The sequence below is a fragment of the Priestia sp. SB1 genome, from assembly GCF_038898415.1.
Genome location: NZ_JBBJSS010000001.1, coordinates 779,070 through 800,261 on the forward strand (window position 1 = coordinate 779,070; position 21,192 = coordinate 800,261).

General features: G+C 39.0%; 19 protein-coding genes and 1 other annotated feature. Of the genes, 2 read left to right on the plus strand and 17 right to left on the minus strand.

Annotated features, from left to right (window positions below; translation table 11 throughout):
• Nucleotides 1-7: 7 nt before the first annotated feature.
• The 7 genes from WKH56_RS04065 to WKH56_RS04095 form a co-directional block, all read right to left on the minus strand.
• Entirely contained in the window at nt 8-577 is a 570-nt protein-coding gene (locus WKH56_RS04065) for a Maf family protein (protein ID WP_033579650.1), read from the minus strand.
• Nucleotides 578-688: 111 nt separating this feature from the next.
• On the minus strand, nt 689-1,771 hold the full coding sequence (locus WKH56_RS04070; protein WP_048019717.1) for an SPOR domain-containing protein: 1,083 nt from the start codon (nt 1,769-1,771) through the stop codon (nt 689-691).
• Nucleotides 1,772-1,889: 118 nt separating this feature from the next.
• Nucleotides 1,890-2,645, minus strand: a complete 756-nt coding sequence (locus WKH56_RS04075; RefSeq protein WP_048019716.1) for a prepilin peptidase — start codon at nt 2,643-2,645, stop codon at nt 1,890-1,892.
• The gene (locus WKH56_RS04080; RefSeq protein WP_048019715.1) at nt 2,642-2,836 is read right to left on the minus strand and encodes an ATP synthase subunit B family protein; all 195 of its coding nucleotides are present in this window, start codon (nt 2,834-2,836) and stop codon (nt 2,642-2,644) included. The genes WKH56_RS04075 and WKH56_RS04080 overlap by 4 nt, the downstream gene beginning before the upstream one ends.
• Before the next feature lie 185 nt (nt 2,837-3,021).
• Nucleotides 3,022-3,579, minus strand: a complete 558-nt coding sequence (locus WKH56_RS04085; RefSeq protein WP_028411723.1) for a DUF420 domain-containing protein — start codon at nt 3,577-3,579, stop codon at nt 3,022-3,024.
• A 156-nt stretch (nt 3,580-3,735) separates the two neighbouring features.
• Entirely contained in the window at nt 3,736-5,034 is a 1,299-nt protein-coding gene (locus WKH56_RS04090; RefSeq protein WP_048019714.1) for a bifunctional folylpolyglutamate synthase/dihydrofolate synthase, read from the minus strand.
• Between the two features lie 96 nt (nt 5,035-5,130).
• Nucleotides 5,131-7,773: a valine--tRNA ligase gene (locus WKH56_RS04095; protein WP_034265552.1), complete on the minus strand. Its 2,643-nt coding sequence runs from the start codon at nt 7,771-7,773 to the stop codon at nt 5,131-5,133.
• An 82-nt stretch (nt 7,774-7,855) separates the two neighbouring features.
• Nucleotides 7,856-8,100 (minus strand) — a binding site (T-box leader).
• Between the two features lie 229 nt (nt 8,101-8,329).
• On the opposite strand from WKH56_RS04095, the gene WKH56_RS04100 reads away from it, so the two are divergent.
• On the plus strand, nt 8,330-8,527 hold the full coding sequence (locus tag WKH56_RS04100) for a hypothetical protein (RefSeq protein WP_013059354.1): 198 nt from the start codon (nt 8,330-8,332) through the stop codon (nt 8,525-8,527).
• 11 nt (nt 8,528-8,538) lie between these two features.
• On the opposite strand, the gene ysxE is transcribed toward WKH56_RS04100, so the two are convergent.
• The 8 genes from ysxE to hemA form a co-directional block, all read right to left on the minus strand.
• Nucleotides 8,539-9,588: a spore coat protein YsxE gene (gene ysxE, locus WKH56_RS04105; protein ID WP_013085128.1), complete on the minus strand. Its 1,050-nt coding sequence runs from the start codon at nt 9,586-9,588 to the stop codon at nt 8,539-8,541.
• Between the two features lie 77 nt (nt 9,589-9,665).
• Nucleotides 9,666-10,805, minus strand: a complete 1,140-nt coding sequence (gene spoVID, locus WKH56_RS04110) for a stage VI sporulation protein D (protein ID WP_243495184.1) — start codon at nt 10,803-10,805, stop codon at nt 9,666-9,668.
• Nucleotides 10,806-10,952: 147 nt separating this feature from the next.
• Complete coding sequence (gene hemL / locus WKH56_RS04115) at nt 10,953-12,242, minus strand: glutamate-1-semialdehyde 2,1-aminomutase (RefSeq protein ID WP_013059357.1); 1,290 nt, start codon at nt 12,240-12,242, stop codon at nt 10,953-10,955.
• Nucleotides 12,243-12,258: 16 nt separating this feature from the next.
• Entirely contained in the window at nt 12,259-13,239 is a 981-nt protein-coding gene (gene hemB / locus WKH56_RS04120) for a porphobilinogen synthase (protein WP_045291099.1), read from the minus strand.
• 17 nt (nt 13,240-13,256) lie between these two features.
• The gene (locus WKH56_RS04125) at nt 13,257-14,030 is read right to left on the minus strand and encodes a uroporphyrinogen-III synthase (protein ID WP_255905710.1); all 774 of its coding nucleotides are present in this window, start codon (nt 14,028-14,030) and stop codon (nt 13,257-13,259) included.
• Nucleotides 14,030-14,962, minus strand: coding sequence for a hydroxymethylbilane synthase (gene hemC / locus WKH56_RS04130; protein WP_063248652.1), 933 nt, complete (start codon nt 14,960-14,962; stop codon nt 14,030-14,032). The genes WKH56_RS04125 and hemC overlap by 1 nt, the downstream gene beginning before the upstream one ends.
• A 13-nt stretch (nt 14,963-14,975) precedes the next feature.
• Complete coding sequence (locus WKH56_RS04135; protein ID WP_045291104.1) at nt 14,976-15,809, minus strand: cytochrome C assembly family protein; 834 nt, start codon at nt 15,807-15,809, stop codon at nt 14,976-14,978.
• Nucleotides 15,810-15,823: 14 nt separating this feature from the next.
• Complete coding sequence (gene hemA, locus WKH56_RS04140) at nt 15,824-17,164, minus strand: glutamyl-tRNA reductase (RefSeq protein WP_048019710.1); 1,341 nt, start codon at nt 17,162-17,164, stop codon at nt 15,824-15,826.
• A gap of 329 nt (nt 17,165-17,493) precedes the next feature.
• Between hemA and WKH56_RS04145 the strand changes: the two genes are divergently transcribed.
• Nucleotides 17,494-17,979, plus strand: a complete 486-nt coding sequence (locus WKH56_RS04145) for a LiaF transmembrane domain-containing protein (RefSeq protein ID WP_013059363.1) — start codon at nt 17,494-17,496, stop codon at nt 17,977-17,979.
• A gap of 93 nt (nt 17,980-18,072) precedes the next feature.
• Here the strand turns inward: WKH56_RS04145 and yihA are convergent, their stop codons facing one another.
• The gene (gene yihA / locus WKH56_RS04150) at nt 18,073-18,660 is read right to left on the minus strand and encodes a ribosome biogenesis GTP-binding protein YihA/YsxC (protein WP_013059364.1); all 588 of its coding nucleotides are present in this window, start codon (nt 18,658-18,660) and stop codon (nt 18,073-18,075) included.
• Nucleotides 18,657-20,981, minus strand: coding sequence for an endopeptidase La (lon, locus tag WKH56_RS04155; RefSeq protein ID WP_255905711.1), 2,325 nt, complete (start codon nt 20,979-20,981; stop codon nt 18,657-18,659). The genes yihA and lon overlap by 4 nt, the downstream gene beginning before the upstream one ends.
• Nucleotides 20,982-21,192: the final 211 nt, after the last annotated feature.

The following is a 21,192-nucleotide window of genomic DNA, read 5'->3' on the forward strand; positions in this document are numbered from 1 at the left end:
CTCCTTTTTAGTAGACGAAACCGTATTGTTTTAGCTCACGTATTGTTCGGGAGAGCGGCAAGCCCACCACGGAGAAATAGTCTCCTTCAATTTTTTTAACTAGCGCAGCACCGAGACCTTGAATTCCATAAGAACCAGCCTTGTCCATAGGCTCTCCTGACTCTACGTACTGTACGATTTCATCTTGTTCAATCGGCCAAAACTCTACATCAGTTTGTTCATAAAACGTATGAACTTTTGCATTTGATACGAACGCTACTCCAGTTAACACCTGATGTTTTTGACCTGACAGCATCGTAAGTGTTTCAATCGCTTCTTGTTTCGTTTTTGGCTTTCCTAAAATACGATTGCCATATACGACAACTGTATCGGCGCCTAGGACCATATCCTCTTTATAATGCGAAGCGACGTCCACTGCTTTTTGCCTAGCTAAATCCATTACTACCTCGGACGGAGTGTATGATGGATTGACGATTTCTTCAATTGTACTAACGTGAACGGTAAAGGGAATGTGAAGCTGCTGAAGTAATTCTTTTCGACGAGGAGAGCCTGAGGCTAAAATTAATGTTTGTTTCATACATCTCACCTTTGCATTTTGATTTTAAAAAAGAAGGACACACCGTTATTTTAGCAATTTCATCTCTAAATGACAATAAACAAGTGAGGCAGCATTACACTACCTCACCTGTTAAGACGTTACAAGGCTTTCATACTGCTGAAGAGCTTTTAACACGTATCGCTGAGCAAGCCAAGCGTCTTTACTGCTTTTATTGTCTTCATATGAAGATAGAGAAGCCGCAGCCTTTTGAAGGGTGCTCACCATGGTTTTAATGTCTTCATTTGACGCTTCTTTCTGAACTTTTGTCAGCTCTTTTTTCAAAGATTTGATATCGGCTACCCGCTCTCCCTTAATCGCTTTAACAGATTGATCTAAGAGATTAGCGATAAACGGCTGCGCTGTTGTTATAACCGTTTGATCTTTTTTCCCTAATTCGCTAGTGGGCTTAATTTCATAAGACTTTACATATACATCTTTACCTTGTTGTTTATACGTTTTACTAAGTGCCTTTGCTTTTTCTTCTCCAGTGGCAGCACCAACGACAAGAGAATAGGTTTTAGGTGAAAAAATCTCGCCTGCTTCGTTCTCTTCTTTCCATTTATCCATTGCTTTATTTGCAGCAGCTTTTGATGAAAAAGCACCTGCTTGCACAATGTAAAAGGAAAAAGGGTCTAAAGTAGAAGCAGCAGCTGACGTATCCTTCGATTCCTGTTCGCTTTTCTTTTCAGCTTTACCAACACTTTCAGTGGCAGACGCTGTTTGAGCAGCTTTTTCTTCTTTCGCTCGCTCACTTGTTTGTGCTTTGCTTACAGGCTGTTCGCTTCCTGTCATCATTTTCACACCAACCATACCGATGCCGCTGCCTATTCCGACTGCTAGTAATACAATCACAGCCGTTCGTTTGATCACACCGCCGTTTACTGTTTTAATCGAAACATTTTTAGGGTGTAATCGCGGCTTTTTCTTCTTTTCATTTCTTACATCTTCAATAAACACCACTTTATTTTCTTCCACATGAGAATCTTTGGATGCCGGTTCCGGAAGAACCCACGTAAATTCGTCTTTTTCCGGCGCTTGTTCTTCCTTCTCATCCTTAGATTGACCATTGATTTTAATTGAAATTTTTCGTTCCTGCTTGTCCACTGCCCCACCGCCTTTAGTTAACGTAGTCTTAGTACCGGTTGTAAGCTGAGGTAAACCGACATAAAACATACACTTTTTTCCATGCTATCATAGAAGAAAAAAAAAATAACAAGACATTTGTCGTCTTGTTACAAAAGGTTTTCGCTATTTAGTTACAGAAATTTTAACTTTGTCGAAGACTTGAAGCTCAATAAAAATAGTTGCTAACATACCAATCTATCAATTCGTTTCCATGAAAATAAGCAGCGATTGTCCCTATAAAAATAAAAGGAACGAAAGGAATTGGTACACCTACCTTTGCCTTTTTCATTAACAATGCTCCTATACTAACGGTTCCGCCTATTAATATAGCTAAAAAAAGTGATAGCAAAACAAGCTTTACTCCAAGCACAATACCAATCAAACCATACAATTTAATATCTCCTTCTCCAAGGCCTCCTCTGCTGAGAAATGCGATTAGAAAGAGGAGAAAAAATGCGATTCCTCCTCCCATTAAAGAATCACTCCACGAAGTTAATGGAATGAAAAGACGCTCAAGAAGAAAGATAGGCAAAAAGAAAAGCAGCACCTTATTTGGGACAATCATATAGGCTATATCTGAGACAACGATAATTGTTAAAAAAGAAACAAAAGTTAATATGACAATCAGTTCTAACGTCATATTCAATTTAAAAAAAGCATATACAAATAAACTTCCTGTCGAAAATTCTACGAACGGGTAGATGAAGGAGATTTTTTTGCGACACATACTACATTTTCCTGCATTTTTAATGTAGGAGACTACGGGGATTAACTGTTGTGGAGAAAGAACGTATAAACAGTGTGGACAATGAGATCTTGCAGATAAAATAGATTTTCCCTGAGGAATTCTAAGGCCTGCTACGTTGTAAAATGAACCTAGAGTGATACCTGAAACGAATAGATAAAGGTAAATTATACTCATACGACTCCTTCCATTTCAGGGGTATAGAATACTAACTGTAGATTTTCTTTTGAATGGGGCAATGTATCTTTTCCTTTTAAATAGCTGCCAATAAACGGTATGAGAAAAGCTGCTAGAAGACCTATTACGATAACCAGTATAATCACTTGCGTGAGAGAAAGTCCTTTATTCTCTTTTGACAGTTTATTCATTTCCACACCTCTCTTTTATTGATTAGTATCAAACAGCTCCTTCATTAATAAACTGAATCTTAATACCCATAAAAGTCATATTCTGTATGCCTCCTTCCTTAAAACACACCTTTTATAGGTAATAAGGATTATACCACTAAAAAACAAAAACAGCATAAAAAAACATCTGCAAAAGCAGACGTTTTTTAATAGTAAGGAGCCATAAATAAGTAGACAATTACACCTGTAAGGCTTACATAAAGCCAGATTGGCATTGTCCATCGCACAATTTTTTTATGTTTTTCAACTTGCATTGTCCAGCCCCACACAAGTGCAAACAGTGCCAGCGGAACGATAATCGCTGCTAAGAAACTGTGTGTGATCAAAATAAAGAAGTAAATGGGACGAACAATTCCTTCTCCACCAAACGTAGCTGTTTCCGTTGAGATATAGTGGAACGTTAAATATGAAACTAAAAAGAGCAGTGTAGAAGTGAATGCCGCTAAGATAAACCCTCTATGAGCATTGATGTTTTTTCTAAAGATTGAAATCAACGCTGCAACTAAAAAAATAAACGTAAAACTATTCAAAATAGCATTTAACCGTGGAAAGATAGTCAAATCAAAACTTACTTTTCCTTGATAGCCAATATTCGAAAAGAACAGCAGTAAGATAATAACATTCGCTATCACTGAAAAGGTAAGAATAATACCGGTAAAGTTTTTATTACTTTTCGGTACAATTTTTTCATTATTCTTACTCATGTTAACAATCTCCTTATTTAGTGATGTACATGTTTATTATATATCACTTACCTAGGGGGTGAAAGTGACAATACTTTGAACTTAGTGCTTCCTTATTATTTGTATCCCTTTCTTACATTATGTTAAAAGCAGCAAGATTTCACTTGCTGCTTCTGCTCATTTGAGAAGAAAGGCCCGCACTTCTGATATAAAATACAGAGACCCTGTAATCACGACCATGTCTTGTTCACCTGTCGCCTTTTCCTTTACGTAAGCAATTGCTTTTTTCCACTCCTCGTCCATATGCTTATTACGATGAGTACTCATCTCATAAAGTTCCCCAGCTGCGCGAGCACGAGGAAAGTCAAACGACGTAAATGTAATACTTGCAGCGATTGTTTCAAGTTCTTGGACCATTCGATCAGCGCTTTTATCATTTAAGCAGCTGAAGATTAAATGAATGTTTCGATCTTCATAATGAAGGCGTAAAGTAGATAACAAGCTATCAATGCCTTCTGCATTATGAGCCCCGTCAATAATCGTTAAAGGATGCTCATTTACTATCTCAAAGCGGCCGTTCCACTTTGTATGCTGAATCCCTTTTATCATTTGCTCATTGGAGATAGAAAGCTTTTTCTTTTCTTTTAAATAACAAACGGCCATCACAGCCAAAGCTGCATTTTTAACTTGATGATAGCCAAGCATATTTAATTGCAAGTGTTCAAATGTACCATACGGCGTTTTTAACGTAAAGCCTTCTCCATTTGCTAAGGGCTCATAGTTTTCAATTTTAAATTCTTTTCCTAACACAAATAACGAAGCCTGCTTCAAATTTGCCTCTTCTGCAATGACGTCAAGCGCCTTTACTTGCTCTGCACCAGTAATAATAGGGACTTCTTTTTTAATAATCCCCGCTTTTTCTGCTGCAATTTCTTCTACCGTATCACCTAGTATCGCCATGTGATCAAATCCAATGTTTGTAATAATACTCACCATAGGATTCACAACGTTTGTTGAATCATATCGTCCCCCAAGACCTGTTTCAAACACAACATAGTCAACTGAATCATGATAGCCGAAATAAAGAAAAGCCATGATTGTAATCACTTCAAATTCCGTTGCTGACCCTAAGTCCGTATGTTCTAGTCGCTCCACTACAGGCTTTACTTCCTGAACAAGAGCGGTCATTGCTTCATTTGAAATAGGCTGTCCATTCACGCTAATCCGCTCATTAAATGTTTCGATATAAGGGGAAGTAAACGTTCCAACTTTATACCCTGCTTCTTCTAACATATTTCGCAAATACGAAACAGTAGAACCTTTACCATTCGTCCCAGCAACGTGAATAACATTTATATTTTGCTGCGGAAAATCAAGCTGCTCTAGCATCCATTCCATTCGTTCTAACCCCGGCTTGATTCCAAAGCGAAGTCTGTTATGAATCCAATCAAGCGCTTCTTCATATGTCGTTATCATCTTTTATTCACCTTTCTTTTCCATCGCTATTATTATGTAAAGAAAAAGCGTCGCTATACAAGCCACGCTTTTTCTGTTGGTTTATTAACCCATTGATTATCCGCGTAATTCAGCAATACGAGACTGAACAGCTTCACGTTTTTCAACGTAATCTTGCTCTTTTGCACGCTCTTCTTCTACTACTTTAGCAGGCGCTTTTGCAATAAAGCCTTGGTTGTTTAATTTCTTTTGTACACGTTCTACTTCTTTGTTTAACTTATCGTATTCTTTTTCTAAACGGGCGATTTCTTCTTCGATATTAATTAAACCTTCAAGAGGTAAAATTAATTCTGCGCCTGTTACAACAGCAGTCATCGCTTTTTCATCTAATGAAACATCGGTTGAAATCACAAGCTCACTTGGATTACAGAAACGTTCTACATACGCACGATTCTTTTCAAGCTGACTTTGAATATTTTCATCTTTAGCTTTAATAAATAATTTTACTTGTTTGCTCATCGGCGTGTTCACTTCAGCACGAATGTTACGAACAGCACGGATAATATCTACAAGTAAACGCATATCGTTAGCAGCTTCTTTATCCGAAAGCTCAGCGCGTACTTCCGGCCATTTAGCTACTGTAATTGATTCACCTTCATGCGGCAAGCTTTGCCAAATTTCTTCAGTAATAAACGGCATGAATGGATGTAAAAGTCGCATTGTATTATCAAGTACATAAGCTAAAATTGAGCGAGTGGTCTTTTTAGCTGCTTCATCTTCTCCGTAAAGAGGAAGTTTAGCCATTTCAATGTACCAATCGCAGAAGTCATCCCAAATAAAGTTATAAAGAATGCGTCCAACTTCACCAAATTCATATTTGTCAGCTAATTTTGTTACGTGCTCAATCGTTTCATTTAAGCGCGTTAAAATCCATTTATCCGCAACTGACTTTTCGCCTGATAAATCAAGCTCTTCAAATGTAATGCCGTCCATGTTCATTAATGCAAAACGAGAAGCATTCCAAATTTTATTTGCAAAGTTCCACGTCGCTTCGACTTTTTCAAAGCTGAAGCGTAAATCTTGTCCCGGTGAGCTTCCTGTAGATAAGAAATAGCGAAGAGAATCTGCACCGTATTTCTCGATTACTTCCATTGGATCTACGCCGTTACCAAGTGATTTACTCATTTTACGACCTTCAGCATCTCGTACAAGACCGTGAATAAGTACATCGTCAAACGGACGTTTACCCGTAAATTCAAGACCTTGGAAAATCATACGAGATACCCAGAAGAAAATAATGTCGTAGCCCGTTACAAGCACATTTGTTGGATAGTAGCGTTTGAAATCAGCTGCATCCACATCCGGCCAGCCCATTGTTGAGAACGGCCATAGCGCTGAACTGAACCATGTGTCTAATACATCTGAATCCTGTTCCCAGTTTTCGATATCTGCTGGAGCCTCATGATCTACGTATACTTCTCCAGTTTCTTTATGATACCAAGCTGGAATGCGATGTCCCCACCAAAGCTGACGCGAAATACACCAGTCGCGAATATTTTCCATCCAGTGTAAGTATGTCTTTTCAAAACGATCAGGCACAAAGTTTACTTTTTCTTCTTGTTTTTGAAGATCTACTGCTTTATCTGCTAACGGCTGCATTTTTACAAACCACTGAGTTGATAAATAAGGTTCAACAACGGCACCGCTTCGTTCACTGTGACCTACTGAATGCATGTGGTCTTCAATGTTGAACAATACGCCGTCTTCTTGAAGGTCTTTAACAATTTGCTTACGGCAAGCAAAACGATCCATTCCTTCATATTTACCTGCTTTGTCATTCATCGTGCCGTCTTGATTCATCACTAAAATACGCTCTAAATTATGACGGTTTCCAATTTCAAAATCGTTCGGGTCATGAGCAGGCGTAATTTTTACCGCACCAGAACCGAATTCCATATCTACATAATCATCGCCTACGATTGGAATTTCACGACCTACAATCGGAAGGACAACCTTTTTGCCGATTAAGTGCTTATAGCGATCATCTTCAGGGTGAACAGCTACAGCCGTATCTCCTAGCATTGTTTCAGGACGAGTTGTTGCGATTTCAATATGTCCAGAACCATCTGCCAACGGATAGCGCATATGATAAAACGCACCTTGTACATCTTTGTAAATAACCTCGATGTCTGAAAGAGCTGTTTTTGTAGCTGGATCCCAGTTAATAATATATTCTCCGCGATAGATTAACCCTTTTTTGTAAAGCGTTACGAATACTTCGCGCACTGCTTTAGAAAGGCCTTCATCAAGCGTGAAGCGCTCGCGTGAATAGTCTAAGCCAAGTCCTAGCTTCGACCACTGCTGGCGAATAAAGCTTGCATATTCTTCTTTCCATTTCCACGTTTCGGCTACAAAATTTTCGCGGCCTAGATCGTAGCGGCTTTTCCCTTCGCTGCGAAGCTTTTCTTCTACTTTTGCCTGCGTTGCAATCCCCGCATGGTCCATGCCAGGAAGCCATAAAACGTCATAGCCTTGCATGCGCTTCATACGCGTTAAGATGTCTTGTAACGTTGTATCCCAAGCGTGGCCTAAATGCAGCTTACCCGTTACGTTTGGGGGTGGAATTACAATTGTATATGGCTCTTTTTCAGGGTCATTTGTTGCTTCAAAAAACTTCCCGTCTAACCAATACTGATAACGATTTTCTTCAACGGCTTTTGGATCATACTTCGTTGGAAGAGTCACTTCTTTTTCAGACATAATGTATACCTCCATAATATAAAGTTTCAGTCTTTAGAAACTGTGTAAAGCTTTTATAAACATAAAAAAACTCCTTTCCTAATAAAAGGACGAAAGGAGTTGATTTCGCGGTACCACCTTTTTTTATAGACGTATCCCGTTTGATAAGCCTATACACTTCATTTCATAACGGTTGATTAACCGGCTTTTTCTACTGAGCTATGCAGCTGTTCAAAAAAGCTACTCATAGGCGACATTCCGAGTGCACATTCTTAAGAAATCTCACAGCAGCTGATTTCTCTCTCTGAAAGACGAACATCCCGTACTCTTCCTATTCACTGTATTTATGTATGAATTTCTCTTAATTATACTATATGAAAAAATGTTGAATCGTCAATAATCTTCTCCATTTTTTTATGATTATATTCATAATTTTTTTGTTCTGCTCTTTATTTTTTCATTCACTCGCTAATTTTGGAAATAAAATGAAATTCCGCTCAAAAAAATGGCACCATTTCTTTCTTTTTTCATATACTTACTTTAACCTGGGCACGTGGATTGAAAGGGGCATGTACAAATGAAGAAACGAATAAATGTAAATTCGTATCAGCTGCAGCGGTGGCTCAAAACAGCAGGAGCGGCTTGTGGACAGTTTATTGTTCCTTTAACAATTTTTCAAGGTATACGTACACTATTCTTCCCCACAACCTTTGATGTACTGTTGTTGGCACTGCTTGCCATACTAGCGGTTGCTTTATATTCGGACTGGATTTAAAAACCCAAGCGCTATTCGTTCGCTTGGGCTTGTGCAGCTGCTTCCGCTGCCATTTTTTTTTGCTGATCTACTTCAAATATTTTAATATTGAGCTGTTCAATGTTTTTCGTCAGCCAGTATGCTCGAATAAATGACTGCATATGTTCAAGCTCCGTTTTACTTTCTTTATGCTGCCTATATTGAACGATACACTGATACAAGGGTTCTGGAAACGCTAAATAACTGTGCAAAAGCAGTCTTTCCTCTTCTCTGAGAGCAAAATGTTTTTCATACGTACTAAACCACTCATAGCTGTCATAGGTAGTTACTGGGTACGTGCGAAGAGTACGGAAATAAAATGAGACCAAATCATAAATCGGCGAAGCATCTTTTGCATGTTCAAAGTTAATAAAAAAACCATTTCCCCGTTCGTCATAGATAAAGTGTTTAGCCGATAGCTTTCCATGAGACGTAACCAGCCGGATCTTTTCCTTTTCTTCCATTTCATCGTTCCACTGATCGAGCTTTCCAAAACCAAACTCAAGCGCTCTTGTCATTTCATAATAAAATGTACAGTAATGCAATTCAAACGGGGACATATACACTTTCTTCTCGCATTCTACTACGTACTGCTTCAGCTCTTCCTGACGTTTTTCCCACGTTTCTTTCATCGATGTATAATGATTTTCTATATCTTCTTTTTTCACTTCTACTTCCTGCGCCGAAGCGCCGTGAAGCTTAGCAAGCTCTTGAAATAATTTATGATATCGAATATCACGCTCTTCGGTTGGGTTATTTGGGAGCCACGGCATTAAGTAATACGAGCCGCTTTCATCTGAAACAATGGGCTGAGAACGCTTCGTTTGATAAATAGGGACAAAGCCCATCCACCCTTTTTGATACACGTTCTGCAACTTTTGAATGAAGTTCTGATTTCGCTCTTGATGATTCGCCATTTCTTTAAGCGCAAATACGCCAGTTTTTGTATAGACTTTTTTTACTTTTCCGTAGTCTTCGATAAAGTCAACATCTAAGTCATATTCTTTTAACAATACTTTGTAGTCTGCTACTGTCCGCTGCATCTATATTCTCCTTCCTCGTAAAAAATAAAGAAAACAGTTAAGACATTATATGCGTCAAAACTGTTTTCTTTCCGACTTTAACGAACGGGAATATTTAAGATGCTTCCTTCTTCCAGCTCATATTCATCTCCTAAATTATTCACTCGTAAAATGTTTTGTACATTCGTATTATAGCGGTTTGCTATCGTATCAAGCGAATCTCCGTCTTGAACAATACAAAGCTTCCACGTTGAAAAAGCTTCTTCTTCCCGCGAAAAGAGCTTTGTTAAATAAAGGGCGTTTTCATTTCGGCCGCTTTCATTTTCTTCTTTCCGAAATTCAACAATAATCTTTTCCTTTTCTTGCTCAGCCTCTTGTTGAACGTCAGCATACGTATTTAATTCACTAGCTTGCGATTCTTCGAAGCTTTCTTGCTCTTGACGAAGCTGAAAGAGCTCAATCACGTTGTCTTCTCTTTCTTCCTCGATTGGTGCCTCTTTTTTCACTTCGACTTCAAATGGTTCATATGCTTCCTCTTCATATTCCACGACCGGCTCAGCACGAGATTCTTTTTTAAATACAGATGAAAAATAACTAGGAGGCTTTTCTGAATGATCTTCTTTAATAGCCTCTGCCTCTAAAAGTGCGGGAGCTTCACGATAGCTTACGTCAAACTCTTGCTCCTCTTGTTTCTCTTCTTCTTGAGCAACGTTTTCAGTATATACCTCTTCAGCATCGTCTGCTTCTTCATAGGAGACGATGTGCTGTTCTTCCGCAAACTCTTCCTCTTCTTCTCGTTCTTGTTCTTCATGCTGTTCCCCGTACAATCCTGTGATGGACAAGTCAGCCATTAGCTGCAGCTGATTTGTGCCTGGTAATTCATAATCAAATAAATCAATAGATACATATACATCTTCAATACTTTGAATACGATTTTTAGGAATGGTAATATCAACAGGAAATTGATGTGATAATTCAGCCGTTCCGTCTTCACGGACAGAGATAGATTGCACTTGATTCTCATCTGTATATTCGCGTAACGAGTGCTCTCCCTCGTACGTTTCGTATTCACCTGTTAATTGTAATGCTCCTCGAATAGACACATATTGGTCATATTCTTGAATAGATACTTGAGGCTCTAAGGAGATAGACAAAAGTTGTGAGACTTCCTGTCCTTTTTGAAACCATACTGATTCTTCTACGGAAAAACGCAGACATGATAAATTATCCTGCGACAAATTGTTCTCCCCCTTCCAACACCCGCCAGGTAATAGCGCGGTCATTAAAGATGTATGAACAAATAAATTAAAATATGTCTTGAAAACTAAAAAAGCTTACGGAATCCTCCGTAAGCTTCTTTATAAAAGTTATTTCTATTTAGCTGTTTATCCACGCAACTTTGAAAAAGCTTTTTCAGCTGCTGCAATTGTATGTTCAATGTCTGCATCTGTATGAGAAGTTGATAAAAACATTCCTTCGAATTGAGAAGGAGGTAAAAACACGCCTTCATTAGCCATTTCACGATAGTAAGCTGCAAAATAATCTAAATTCGATGTTTTCGCTGTTTCGTAATTTATGACCTGTTCGTTTGTGAAGAAGAAACCGATCATTGAACCAGCTCGGTTTACGGTAAACGGCACATCATATTTTTCAGCTGCTGCCATCAATCCTTCTTCTAAGCGATCTGCTTTACGAATGAACTCATCGTAGGATTGAGGTGTCAGCTGTGTTAATGTCTCGTATCCAGCTGTCATCGCAAGCGGATTACCTGATAATGTACCTGCTTGATAAATCGGGCCGCTTGGTGCAACTCGCTCCATAATTTCAGCTTTACCACCGTAAGCACCTACTGGTAAACCACCACCGATTACTTTTCCTAAGCAAGTTAAGTCAGGCGTAATGTTGTAGTAGCCCTGTGCACAGTTGTACGCTACGCGGAACCCTGTCATTACTTCATCAAAAATGAGCAGTGAGCCATATTCTGATGTGATATCACGAAGCCCTTGTAAGAAACCGGGCTGAGGTGGTACCACACCCATATTTCCTGCTACCGGTTCAACGATTACTCCGGCAATGTCATCTCCGAATTCTTTAAAAGCATATTGTACGCTTTCTAAATCATTGTACGGCACTGTAATCGTGTTTTTAGCGATTCCTTCAGGCACTCCCGGGCTATCTGGTAGGCCTAACGTTGCAACGCCTGAGCCAGCTTTAATGAGAAGAGAGTCACCGTGTCCATGGTAACAGCCTTCAAATTTTAAAATTTTGTTGCGGCCCGTATAGCCACGCGCTAAACGCAGTGCGCTCATCGTTGCTTCCGTACCTGAACTCACCATACGGACGATTTCGATTGAAGGAACGCGCTCAATCACAACTTTAGCGAGCTCATTTTCAATTAATGTTGGTGCACCAAAGCTTGTACCAGATTCCGTTACTTTTTTTACTGCTTCAACTACTTGATCGTTGGAATGTCCGTGAATTAAAGGTCCCCATGATAAGACGTAGTCAATATATTTGTTGCCGTCAATATCGTAAATCGTAGCGCCTTTTCCTCGTTCCATAAAAATAGGATCCATATCTACTGATTTAAATGCACGAACAGGACTGTTTACTCCACCCGGCATTAGTTGCTGCGCTTCTAAAAAAGCTGCTTTTGACTTTTCATAACTTCTCATGTGTAAGCCTCCTTAATTACTTGTCAGATAACCAGCGTGCTGCGTCTTTAGCATGATACGTTACAATTAAATCCGCTCCTGCACGCTTCATGCTAATTAATTTTTCAAGAACAATCTCTTTTTCATTTACCCAGCCGTTTTGAGCTGCCGCTTTAATCATTGAATATTCACCGCTCACATTATAAGCCACTACAGGTAAATTAAACGTATTTTTCACATCGCGCATAATATCTAAATATGATAGAGCTGGTTTTACAATTAAGAAATCTGCTCCTTCTTCGACATCAGATTCCGCTTCTCGAAGTGCCTCTAAGCGATTAGCTGGGTCCATTTGATATGTTTTACGGTCTCCAAATTGAGGAGAAGAATGCGCTGCATCACGGAATGGTCCGTAAAAAGCAGATGCATATTTAACAGCATAAGACATCACCGGCACATCTTCAAATCCAGCTTCGTCTAGACCGTGGCGAATAGCTGCCACGAAACCGTCCATCATGTTTGAAGGCGCAATAATATCCGCTCCTGCTTTAGCTTGACTAACCGCTGTACGCGCTAATAAGTCAAGGCTAGGATCGTTTAAGATTTTTCCGTCTTCAATTACACCACAGTGGCCATGATCTGTGTATTGACACAAGCATGTATCTGCGATAACAACAAAATCCGGAAAATTTTCTTTAATTTGACGAATACCTTTTTGGACAATTCCGTGGTCATGGTATGCCTGTGAGCCAACAGCATCTTTTTCAGCGGGAACACCAAATACCATAGCTGACTTAATTCCTAAATCGACTAGCTCTTGGATTTCACCATTCAAGTAGTCTAAAGAAATTTGATCCACACCTGGCATTGATTTCACAGCATTTCTTTTTTGTTCACCTTCTACAATAAAAATAGGATATATAAAGTCTTCAGGGTGTAAATGTGTTTCACGTACAAGCGCACGCATATTTACAGAATTACGAAGACGACGATGACGTGTAAATTGTAAATCTTTCATGTTAAAATCCTCCTTTATTATTCAAAACAACTAACCAACATATCTATCATACCATTTATTGTGTATGTGTTAGGAACAAGATGCTTAATTCCATATTCGCTCGCTGTCTGACTCGTAATAGGACCGATGCAAACAACTTTGGTTTCATTTATAAGCTCAAGCCAATTCGGAATATCTTTAACTGACTCGACAAAAAATCTCACTGTAGAAGAACTTGTAAAAGTAATGGCATCAATTCCTGTTTCTAAATGTTGCTTAACCAAGCGTTCAGAGCCTTGATTTCGAATGGTCTGATATACAACTAAATCCGTTACCTCACACTCTTTTAACCCATCTTTTAAAACAGAGCGGGCTAATTGTCCTCGTACAAGGAGAACTCGCTCGTGATGTAACACATTTGCTTTTAACGACTCAAGAAGTGATTCGGCAACGTATTCTTTTGGAACAAGTTGCACGTTAACATCGTATTTTTCCAGCAATTTTGCGGTTTTTTCTCCAACCGCAGCCACTTTTAATCTTTTTAAAGCACTCCGACTGATATTTAACTCTTTTAGCCATTCAAAGAAAAAAGAAATGCCGTTTTGACTTGTAAAAACAACCCAGTCAAATGAATTAATCGACAGCAGGACGTCTTCCACTTCTTGTTCATTGTTCGAACGTGCGAACGTAAGGACTGGTAAACTTAAAGGTGTGCCTCCAAGCTTTTTAATCTGTGCTGCAAATGAATGAGCCTGCTTCGCTTCTCTTGTAATCAAAACTTTTTTCAAAAAAAGAGGAGCCTCATGACTCATTACTTGTCCAGCTCCTCTTTTACACGATCAATTAAAAGCTTAGCTCCTTGAGAGGTTAAACGCTCAGCAGCCTCTGAACCGATAGCAACGGGGTCTTTTCCCGTAATGTGCTCTTTATAAATCGTTTTGCCATCAGGAGACGCAACTAGCGACGTTAGCTCAATGTTTCCACCGTCTACTATACGTCCGTATCCCGCAATCGGCACTTGACATCCGCCTTCCATCTCTTTTAAAAATACTCGTTCAGCGCTAACAGCACGAGCCGTTTCATCATGATTTAGAGCTTGAAGAAGCGATAATAATTCACCGTCATTTTCTCGGCATTCAATAGCTAAAGCTCCTTGTCCTACAGCGGGAACGCTTATTTCCGGCTCTAGGTACTGAGTGACCGTATCTTTTGACCAGCCCATACGAGATAGTCCTGCAGCTGCCAAGATAATCGCATCGTAATCTTCATTTTTTAATTTCTCTAGGCGTGTGTCGATATTTCCTCGAATCCATTTAATTTCGATATCTGAACGCATAGATAGAAGCTGTGCCCCTCGACGCAAGCTGCTTGTCCCAATCACAGCACCGCTTGGTAAGTCCTCAAATCGCTCACCATTTTTTGAAATAAGCGCATCACGATGATCTTCTCGTAAAGGAATACATCCAATCGTTAATCCTTCTGGCAAAACAGCCGGCATATCTTTCATACTATGAACGGCCATATCAATTTCTTCATCTAACATGGCCTGTTCAATTTCTTTTACAAAAAGACCTTTACCGCCTACTTTGGACAGCGTTACATTTAAAATTTGATCCCCTTTTGTAACCATTTCTTTAATTTCAAACTCAAAAGGAAGACCTTGTTTTTTTAACTGTTCAATGACCCACTTGGTCTGTGTTAACGCAAGTTTGCTTCGACGAGAGCCGACAATAATTTTTCGCATGTTGTCCTCCTAATTACGAACCCCAAAAGTGAAAATTCGATAAACTGCCAAATAAAAAGAAATTAATAAGTAAGACTAAGAACAACCCAATATTCCACATCGCGATTGCCTTACCTTGAATACCTCTGCGCAGTCTAGCATACAAGTAAGCGCTGTATGCAACAAACATTAAAAATGAACCTAACACTTTTGTATCGTACCAATGAAAATCTACGTATTTAATATAAGCCCATATGATTCCTAAGATTAACGAAAGCAATAACAGCGGTACACCAATTAAAATTAATACATAGGACATGTAGTCTAGCTTTGTTAAATCTTCAATTCTTAGCAAGCGCTTGCCCCATTTCTTCTTTTTCAATAAATTATACTGAACGAGATACAGAGCAGAAAAAACAAACGAGACTGAAAAAGCGCCGTAAGATAAAATAGCCATGGTAATATGGATGATTAATAATTCTGACACAAGGCGCTCCGACTGGACAGCCGTATATGTTTCAAGTGGAGCAAACGTATGAATAGCCATAATTAAGAAACCAATCACATTTGTAAAAAATACCATAAAATCAACGCGGAATAAACGATTAATCACAAGTGAAAGAGTAATTAACACCCACGCGTAAAAATACAGCCCTTCAGAAACGGTGAGAATTGGAAATCTCCCCGTATCAAACATTCGTAAAATTAAAAAGGCTGTTTGCAAAACCCACACAATAGAAAGTAACCAGAAGGCTATCGAATTTGCCTTCCGGTTATTTTGTACAAAATCAATAAAATATAATAAAACGCTCACCGCGTATAAAATCACAATCAATTCATAGATTCTGGTTAATTCCATATCAACCATTATTCAATCCTCACTTAAGACTGATAAGCTACTGAATGAGACATAATCGATGTATGAAGCTGCTCTTCTTTTTCTTTTTGCAAAGCAACTTCCTGTTCAATATTAAAAATCTTCATGAACAGCTCTAAAGACTCTTCAGCATGTTTCTCTCCAGCCAATTCTTTCGCGTGTAAAATTGGATCGCGAAGAAGTTGATTAATTATACTTTTTGTATGTTTATTTAACACTTTGCGCTCACGCTCAGATAAATCTGGGAGCTTACGATCAATGCTTTTCATCGTTTCAGCTTGAATGGTAAGTGCTTTTTGACGAAGTGCAGAAATAACAGGCACAACGCCTAATGTACCAAGCCAAGACTTGAAAGCAACAATTTCAGCTTCAAGCATAATTTCAATTTCATCCGCAGCTTTTTGACGCTCTTGCAAATTGGATTCTACAATCCCGTTTAAATCGTCGATATCGTATAAAAAGACCGTCTCTAGCTCATCTAGTTCTGGATCTAAGTCACGCGGAACGGCGATGTCTACCATAAACAATGGGCGGCCTTTACGCGTACGCTCGGCTTCACTCATCATTTGTTTCGTTACTACATAGTCATTAGCTCCTGTTGAACTAATTAAGATATCTGCTTCGCTTAAAGCATGTTGAAGATCAGCAAATGGTTTGGCTTCTCCAGCAAAACGGTTTGCTAGCTCCTGTGCCTTTTCAAATGTTCGATTCACTACCGTTACTTTTTTAGCCCCGCTGCCATATAAATTCTGTACGGCAAGCTGACCCATTTTTCCCGCACCAAGAATCAACACATGTTTGGATGATAAGTCTCCAAAAATCTTTTTAGCAAGCTCTACGGCTGCATAGCTGACAGAAACTGCATTCGCACCAATTTCTGTTTCATGATGAGCTTTTTTAGCTAATGTCACTGCTTGTTTAAACAGCTGATTAAAAACCGTTCCAATTGTTTCTTCTTCTTGAGCAAGCAAAAAGCTTGAACGCACTTGTCCAAGAATTTGTGTTTCGCCAATCACCATTGAATCTAATCCACATGCTACTCGGTATAAGTGTTCGATGGCTCCATCATTTTCATAGATCGTTAAATAAGGCGAAAACTCTTCTTTATCTATTCCGAACCATTCAGCTAAAAATGCTTTTACATAATAACGGCCCGTGTGTAATTGATCAACAACAGCATAAATTTCCGTACGATTGCATGTTGAAACAATGATGTTCTCCAAAATGCTTTTTTGGCCGCTTAACGTTTTCATGGCAGATGCTAGTTCTTGCTCATTAAAACTAAGCTTTTCTCTTATTTCAACAGGGGCTGTTCGAAAGTTTAAGCCGACTGCTATAATATGCATTTGTACATACCCCCTATAATTGAAATGTGCTTATTTATCCGAATTTGACGGGCAGTAACCCCTAAATTTCCAAAGAGCTACAGTGAGATAACTGCCCGTAAAATCCGGCGTTCTTCATTCTACTATTCGTAAAAACCGGCGGACATTACACAGATGTAATCTTCGCCTTATCTCTAATTATTATAACATGTTCTATAAGTCATTCGAAAAAAAAATGTGAACAGTCTTTGAAAACATGTGTTAAGATATTAACTGTTATTCCGTAATAAATTGTATCAAAAAAGCAGCGTTTTATCACGTTTTCTGTTTTGAAACACCTGGAGGTTACTATGAAAAAGCAATCAATGTTTTTTGGTGTCTTACTAGTTGGATTTGGAATCTTTTTCTTACTGAATGAACTACATATGAGCATTGCAGCAAAGGTATACACGTGGCCTGTACTGTTAATTTTAATAGGAGCGGCACTGTTAACTGAGTCTGCTTTATCTCAAGATCATTCAAACTTGCTTGCAAGTTACATATTAATCACTTTAGGTATTCATTTCTATGTAAGTGAACAAATTCCCTTTTGGCCTACGAATATTAGCATGGTCGTTTTTATGGTGGCCATTAGCTTTTTACTCAGTGCTAGAAAAGCCAAATCGGGCTTTTTCCAAGGCGGCACCCTTTTAATTATTGCCATTTTAATGATGTTTTCAGACCGTCTTAAACTATTTTTGCCAAAAGTTGAAGACGGCGTAAATTATTTAACAACCTTCTGGCCTATTTTATTGTTACTAGTTGGGCTATATTTATTATTTTTCAAACGAAAGTAATCTATGTAAACAAGTTAAAAAAATGGAACGTTTGACTCACTTCCTGGTAGAGTGATGATAAACGTTCCATTGTTTTAGCTTCTATTCCTTTGTTTAGTGAGTCATGCGATACTGCAAAGATTTCCACGCTTTATCTTTTCCTTCACCTGTTTCAGATGAGAAATGAATTAATTCATCATTTGGATCTAAATCCAGCGTTTCTCTCACTACTTTTAAGTGCTTCTGCCATTTTCCTTTAGGAATTTTATCGGCTTTCGTCGCAATAACCATAACGGGAAGGTCATGGTGCTTCAAAAACTCATACATCATAACGTCATCCTTTGAAGGAGCATGGCGTAGATCAACAATCATTAACACAGCTTTAAGCTGCTCACGATTTGTTAAATACGTTTCAATCATTTTCCCCCATGCTTCACGCTCTTTTTTAGACACTTTTGCAAATCCGTAGCCAGGTACGTCTACAAAGTGAAGGATTTCATTAATTAAAAAGAAGTTAAGCGTTTGAGTTTTTCCAGGCTTAGACGACGTACGCGCTAAGCTTTTGCGATTGAGCATCTTATTAATAAAAGATGATTTTCCTACATTTGAACGGCCTGCTAACGCAAATTCTGGCAGGTTTTCTTTAGGATATTGTTCAGGGCGTACGGCACTGATAACAATATCGGCTTGAGTTACTTTCATTTTACCTCTCCTATTAGCGCATGTTCCAATACTTGGTCCACATGTGACACAAGAACGATGTCTAATTCCTCTTGTACACTGTCAGGGATATCTTCAATATCACGTTCATTATCGTGAGGGATTAATATTTTAGTTAATCCGGCACGGTGTGCACTAAGTGACTTTTCTTTTAAACCACCTATTGGTAATACGCGACCTCTTAGTGTAATTTCTCCTGTCATTCCTACTTCTCTACGCACTGGTTTACCCGTTAGTGCTGATACTAGAGCAGTGGCAATGGTAATTCCTGCAGAAGGTCCATCCTTTGGTACAGCTCCTTCTGGAACATGGATATGAATATCATTTTTTTCATAAAACTTCTCATCAATTCCTAGTTTCTCTGCATTTGAACGCACGTAGCTAAATGCCGCCTGAGCTGATTCTTTCATCACGTCTCCAAGCTTTCCGGTTAGCACTAGTCTTCCTTTACCAGGGGATAAGCTTACTTCAATGGCCAGCGTGTCTCCTCCTACAGTTGTGTAAGCAAGACCTGTAGCAACGCCAACTTGATCTTCCGTCTCAGCCTGTCCGTAGCGGAACCTAGGCTTACCAAGGAATTCTTCAAGCGTTTTGGCCGTCACCACCACGCGCTTTTTCTCACCAGAGACTACGATACGAGCTGCTTTTCGACAAATGGAAGCAATTTCGCGTTCAAGGTTACGAACACCAGCTTCTCTCGTATATAAACGTATGATTGCTGTTAAGGCGTCATCGCGAATCTGCAAATTGCCCTTTTGCAATCCGTGATTTTCTAGCTGGCGCAGCAATAGGTGACGCTTCGCGATTTCAAGCTTTTCCAGCTCCGTGTAACCAGCAATTTGAATAATTTCCATTCGATCGCGCAGCGGCCCCGGAATCGTAGCTAAGTTATTAGCTGTAGCCACGAACATCACTTTTGATAAATCATACGTTTCTTCTATATAGTGATCGCTGAAATTATGATTTTGTTCAGGATCCAATACTTCTAACAAAGCAGAAGACGGGTCTCCTCGGAAATCATTTGACATTTTATCGATTTCATCAAGCAGAAATACAGGGTTAATCGTTCCTGCTTTTTTCATTCCTTGAATAATGCGTCCAGGCATAGCTCCCACGTACGTGCGACGATGACCGCGGATTTCTGACTCATCTCTCACACCGCCTAGAGATACTCGTACAAAATGACGATCTAGAGACGTAGCAATTGAGCGGGCTAGGGATGTTTTCCCTACGCCAGGAGGTCCTGCTAAACATAAAATAGGGCCTTTAAGAGATTTTGTCAACTGCTGCACGGCTAGATATTCTAATACGCGTTCCTTCACTTTTTCAAGGCCATAGTGCTCATCGTTCAGCACTTGTTCAGCATTATGAATATTGAGCGTATCTTCCGTTTCGTTTGTCCAAGGTAGCGCAATCAACCACTCGATATAATTTCGAATGACTGAGCTTTCAGCGGAGGTAGCAGGAATTTTTTCATAGCGATCCAATTCTTTAAACGCCACTTGTTTGACATGGTCCGTCATCCCACTTGCTTCAATTTTTTCGCGAAGCGTTGCTACTTCTCCTGTCTTTCCTTCTTTGTCTCCAAGCTCTTTTTGAATCGCCTTCATTTGCTCACGAAGATAATACTCTTTCTGAGTGCGTTCCATTGATTTCTTTACACGCTGTCCAATTTTTTTCTCCAGCTGCAAAACTTCTTGCTCGTCTTGAATATGAGAAATGATCGTATTTAATCTTTCTTTCACATCAGTTGTTTCTAAAATTTCTTGTTTAAGCTGAATTTTTATTGGTAAATGAGAGGCTACAATATCTGCTAATCTTCCTGGTTCTTCAATGTCACTTACGGTTGAAAGAGTTTCAACGGACACCTTTTTGGAAAGTTTTATGTATTGTTCGAAATAGTCTAAAAGCGTGCGCATCAGCGCTTTATCTTCTACATCAACCTGATGTTCTTCATTTTGCTTTTCCACGTGTACAACAAAATATTCTTCGCTGTCTTCAAATTCTGTAACGGTTACGCGATTTAGTCCTTCTACTAAGACGCGCATCGTTCCATTCGGCAGCTTTAGCATTTGTTTAATTTTTGCCAACGTACCGGTTCTATATAAATCCTCTTTTGTTGGTTCATCGATACCCATATCTTTTTGTGATACTAAACAAACTAAGTGATCATCCATCATTGCTTTTTCTAATGCTTGCACAGATTTGTCTCGCCCAACATCTAAATGAAGCACCATTGTCGGATAGACGATCAAACCTCGTAAAGGCAGTAGCGGCATTGTCAATTTTTCTTTTTCTGCCATGCAATGAACACCTCCAATGCTCGTCAATTAAAGTATGTAAAGTGTGAATTCTTTTAACAATTTTATCTCATTTGTATACACATTGTCTAACAATAGTAATTACTAATTGTATCATGAGAAAGAATTAAAAGGCAAAATATATCTTTTTAAGCTCTTTTCATAAAAAAACGCCTTTTTCGTTGGCTGTGTATAAAGGTTTTATACGCGAAAA

Excerpts from the sequence above, each read along its gene's own strand:
- WKH56_RS04065 (WP_033579650.1), bottom strand. The coding sequence starts at position 577 with ATGAAACAAACATTAATTTTAGCCTCAGGCTCTCCTCGTCGAAAAGAA.
- WKH56_RS04070 (WP_048019717.1), bottom strand. The coding sequence starts at position 1,771 with ATGTTTTATGTCGGTTTACCTCAGCTTACAACCGGTACTAAGACTACG.
- WKH56_RS04075 (WP_048019716.1), bottom strand. The coding sequence starts at position 2,645 with ATGAGTATAATTTACCTTTATCTATTCGTTTCAGGTATCACTCTAGGT.
- WKH56_RS04080 (WP_048019715.1), bottom strand. The coding sequence starts at position 2,836 with ATGAATAAACTGTCAAAAGAGAATAAAGGACTTTCTCTCACGCAAGTG.
- WKH56_RS04085 (WP_028411723.1), bottom strand. The coding sequence starts at position 3,579 with ATGAGTAAGAATAATGAAAAAATTGTACCGAAAAGTAATAAAAACTTT.
- WKH56_RS04090 (WP_048019714.1), bottom strand. The coding sequence starts at position 5,034 with ATGATAACGACATATGAAGAAGCGCTTGATTGGATTCATAACAGACTT.
- WKH56_RS04095 (WP_034265552.1), bottom strand. The coding sequence starts at position 7,773 with ATGTCTGAAAAAGAAGTGACTCTTCCAACGAAGTATGATCCAAAAGCC.
- WKH56_RS04100 (WP_013059354.1), top strand. The coding sequence starts at position 8,330 with ATGAAGAAACGAATAAATGTAAATTCGTATCAGCTGCAGCGGTGGCTC.
- ysxE (WP_013085128.1), bottom strand. The coding sequence starts at position 9,588 with ATGCAGCGGACAGTAGCAGACTACAAAGTATTGTTAAAAGAATATGAC.
- hemL (WP_013059357.1), bottom strand. The coding sequence starts at position 12,242 with ATGAGAAGTTATGAAAAGTCAAAAGCAGCTTTTTTAGAAGCGCAGCAA.
- hemB (WP_045291099.1), bottom strand. The coding sequence starts at position 13,239 with ATGAAAGATTTACAATTTACACGTCATCGTCGTCTTCGTAATTCTGTA.
- WKH56_RS04125 (WP_255905710.1), bottom strand. The coding sequence starts at position 14,030 with ATGAGTCATGAGGCTCCTCTTTTTTTGAAAAAAGTTTTGATTACAAGA.
- hemC (WP_063248652.1), bottom strand. The coding sequence starts at position 14,962 with ATGCGAAAAATTATTGTCGGCTCTCGTCGAAGCAAACTTGCGTTAACA.
- WKH56_RS04135 (WP_045291104.1), bottom strand. The coding sequence starts at position 15,809 with ATGGTTGATATGGAATTAACCAGAATCTATGAATTGATTGTGATTTTA.
- hemA (WP_048019710.1), bottom strand. The coding sequence starts at position 17,164 with ATGCATATTATAGCAGTCGGCTTAAACTTTCGAACAGCCCCTGTTGAA.
- WKH56_RS04145 (WP_013059363.1), top strand. The coding sequence starts at position 17,494 with ATGAAAAAGCAATCAATGTTTTTTGGTGTCTTACTAGTTGGATTTGGA.
- yihA (WP_013059364.1), bottom strand. The coding sequence starts at position 18,660 with ATGAAAGTAACTCAAGCCGATATTGTTATCAGTGCCGTACGCCCTGAA.
- lon (WP_255905711.1), bottom strand. The coding sequence starts at position 20,981 with ATGGCAGAAAAAGAAAAATTGACAATGCCGCTACTGCCTTTACGAGGT.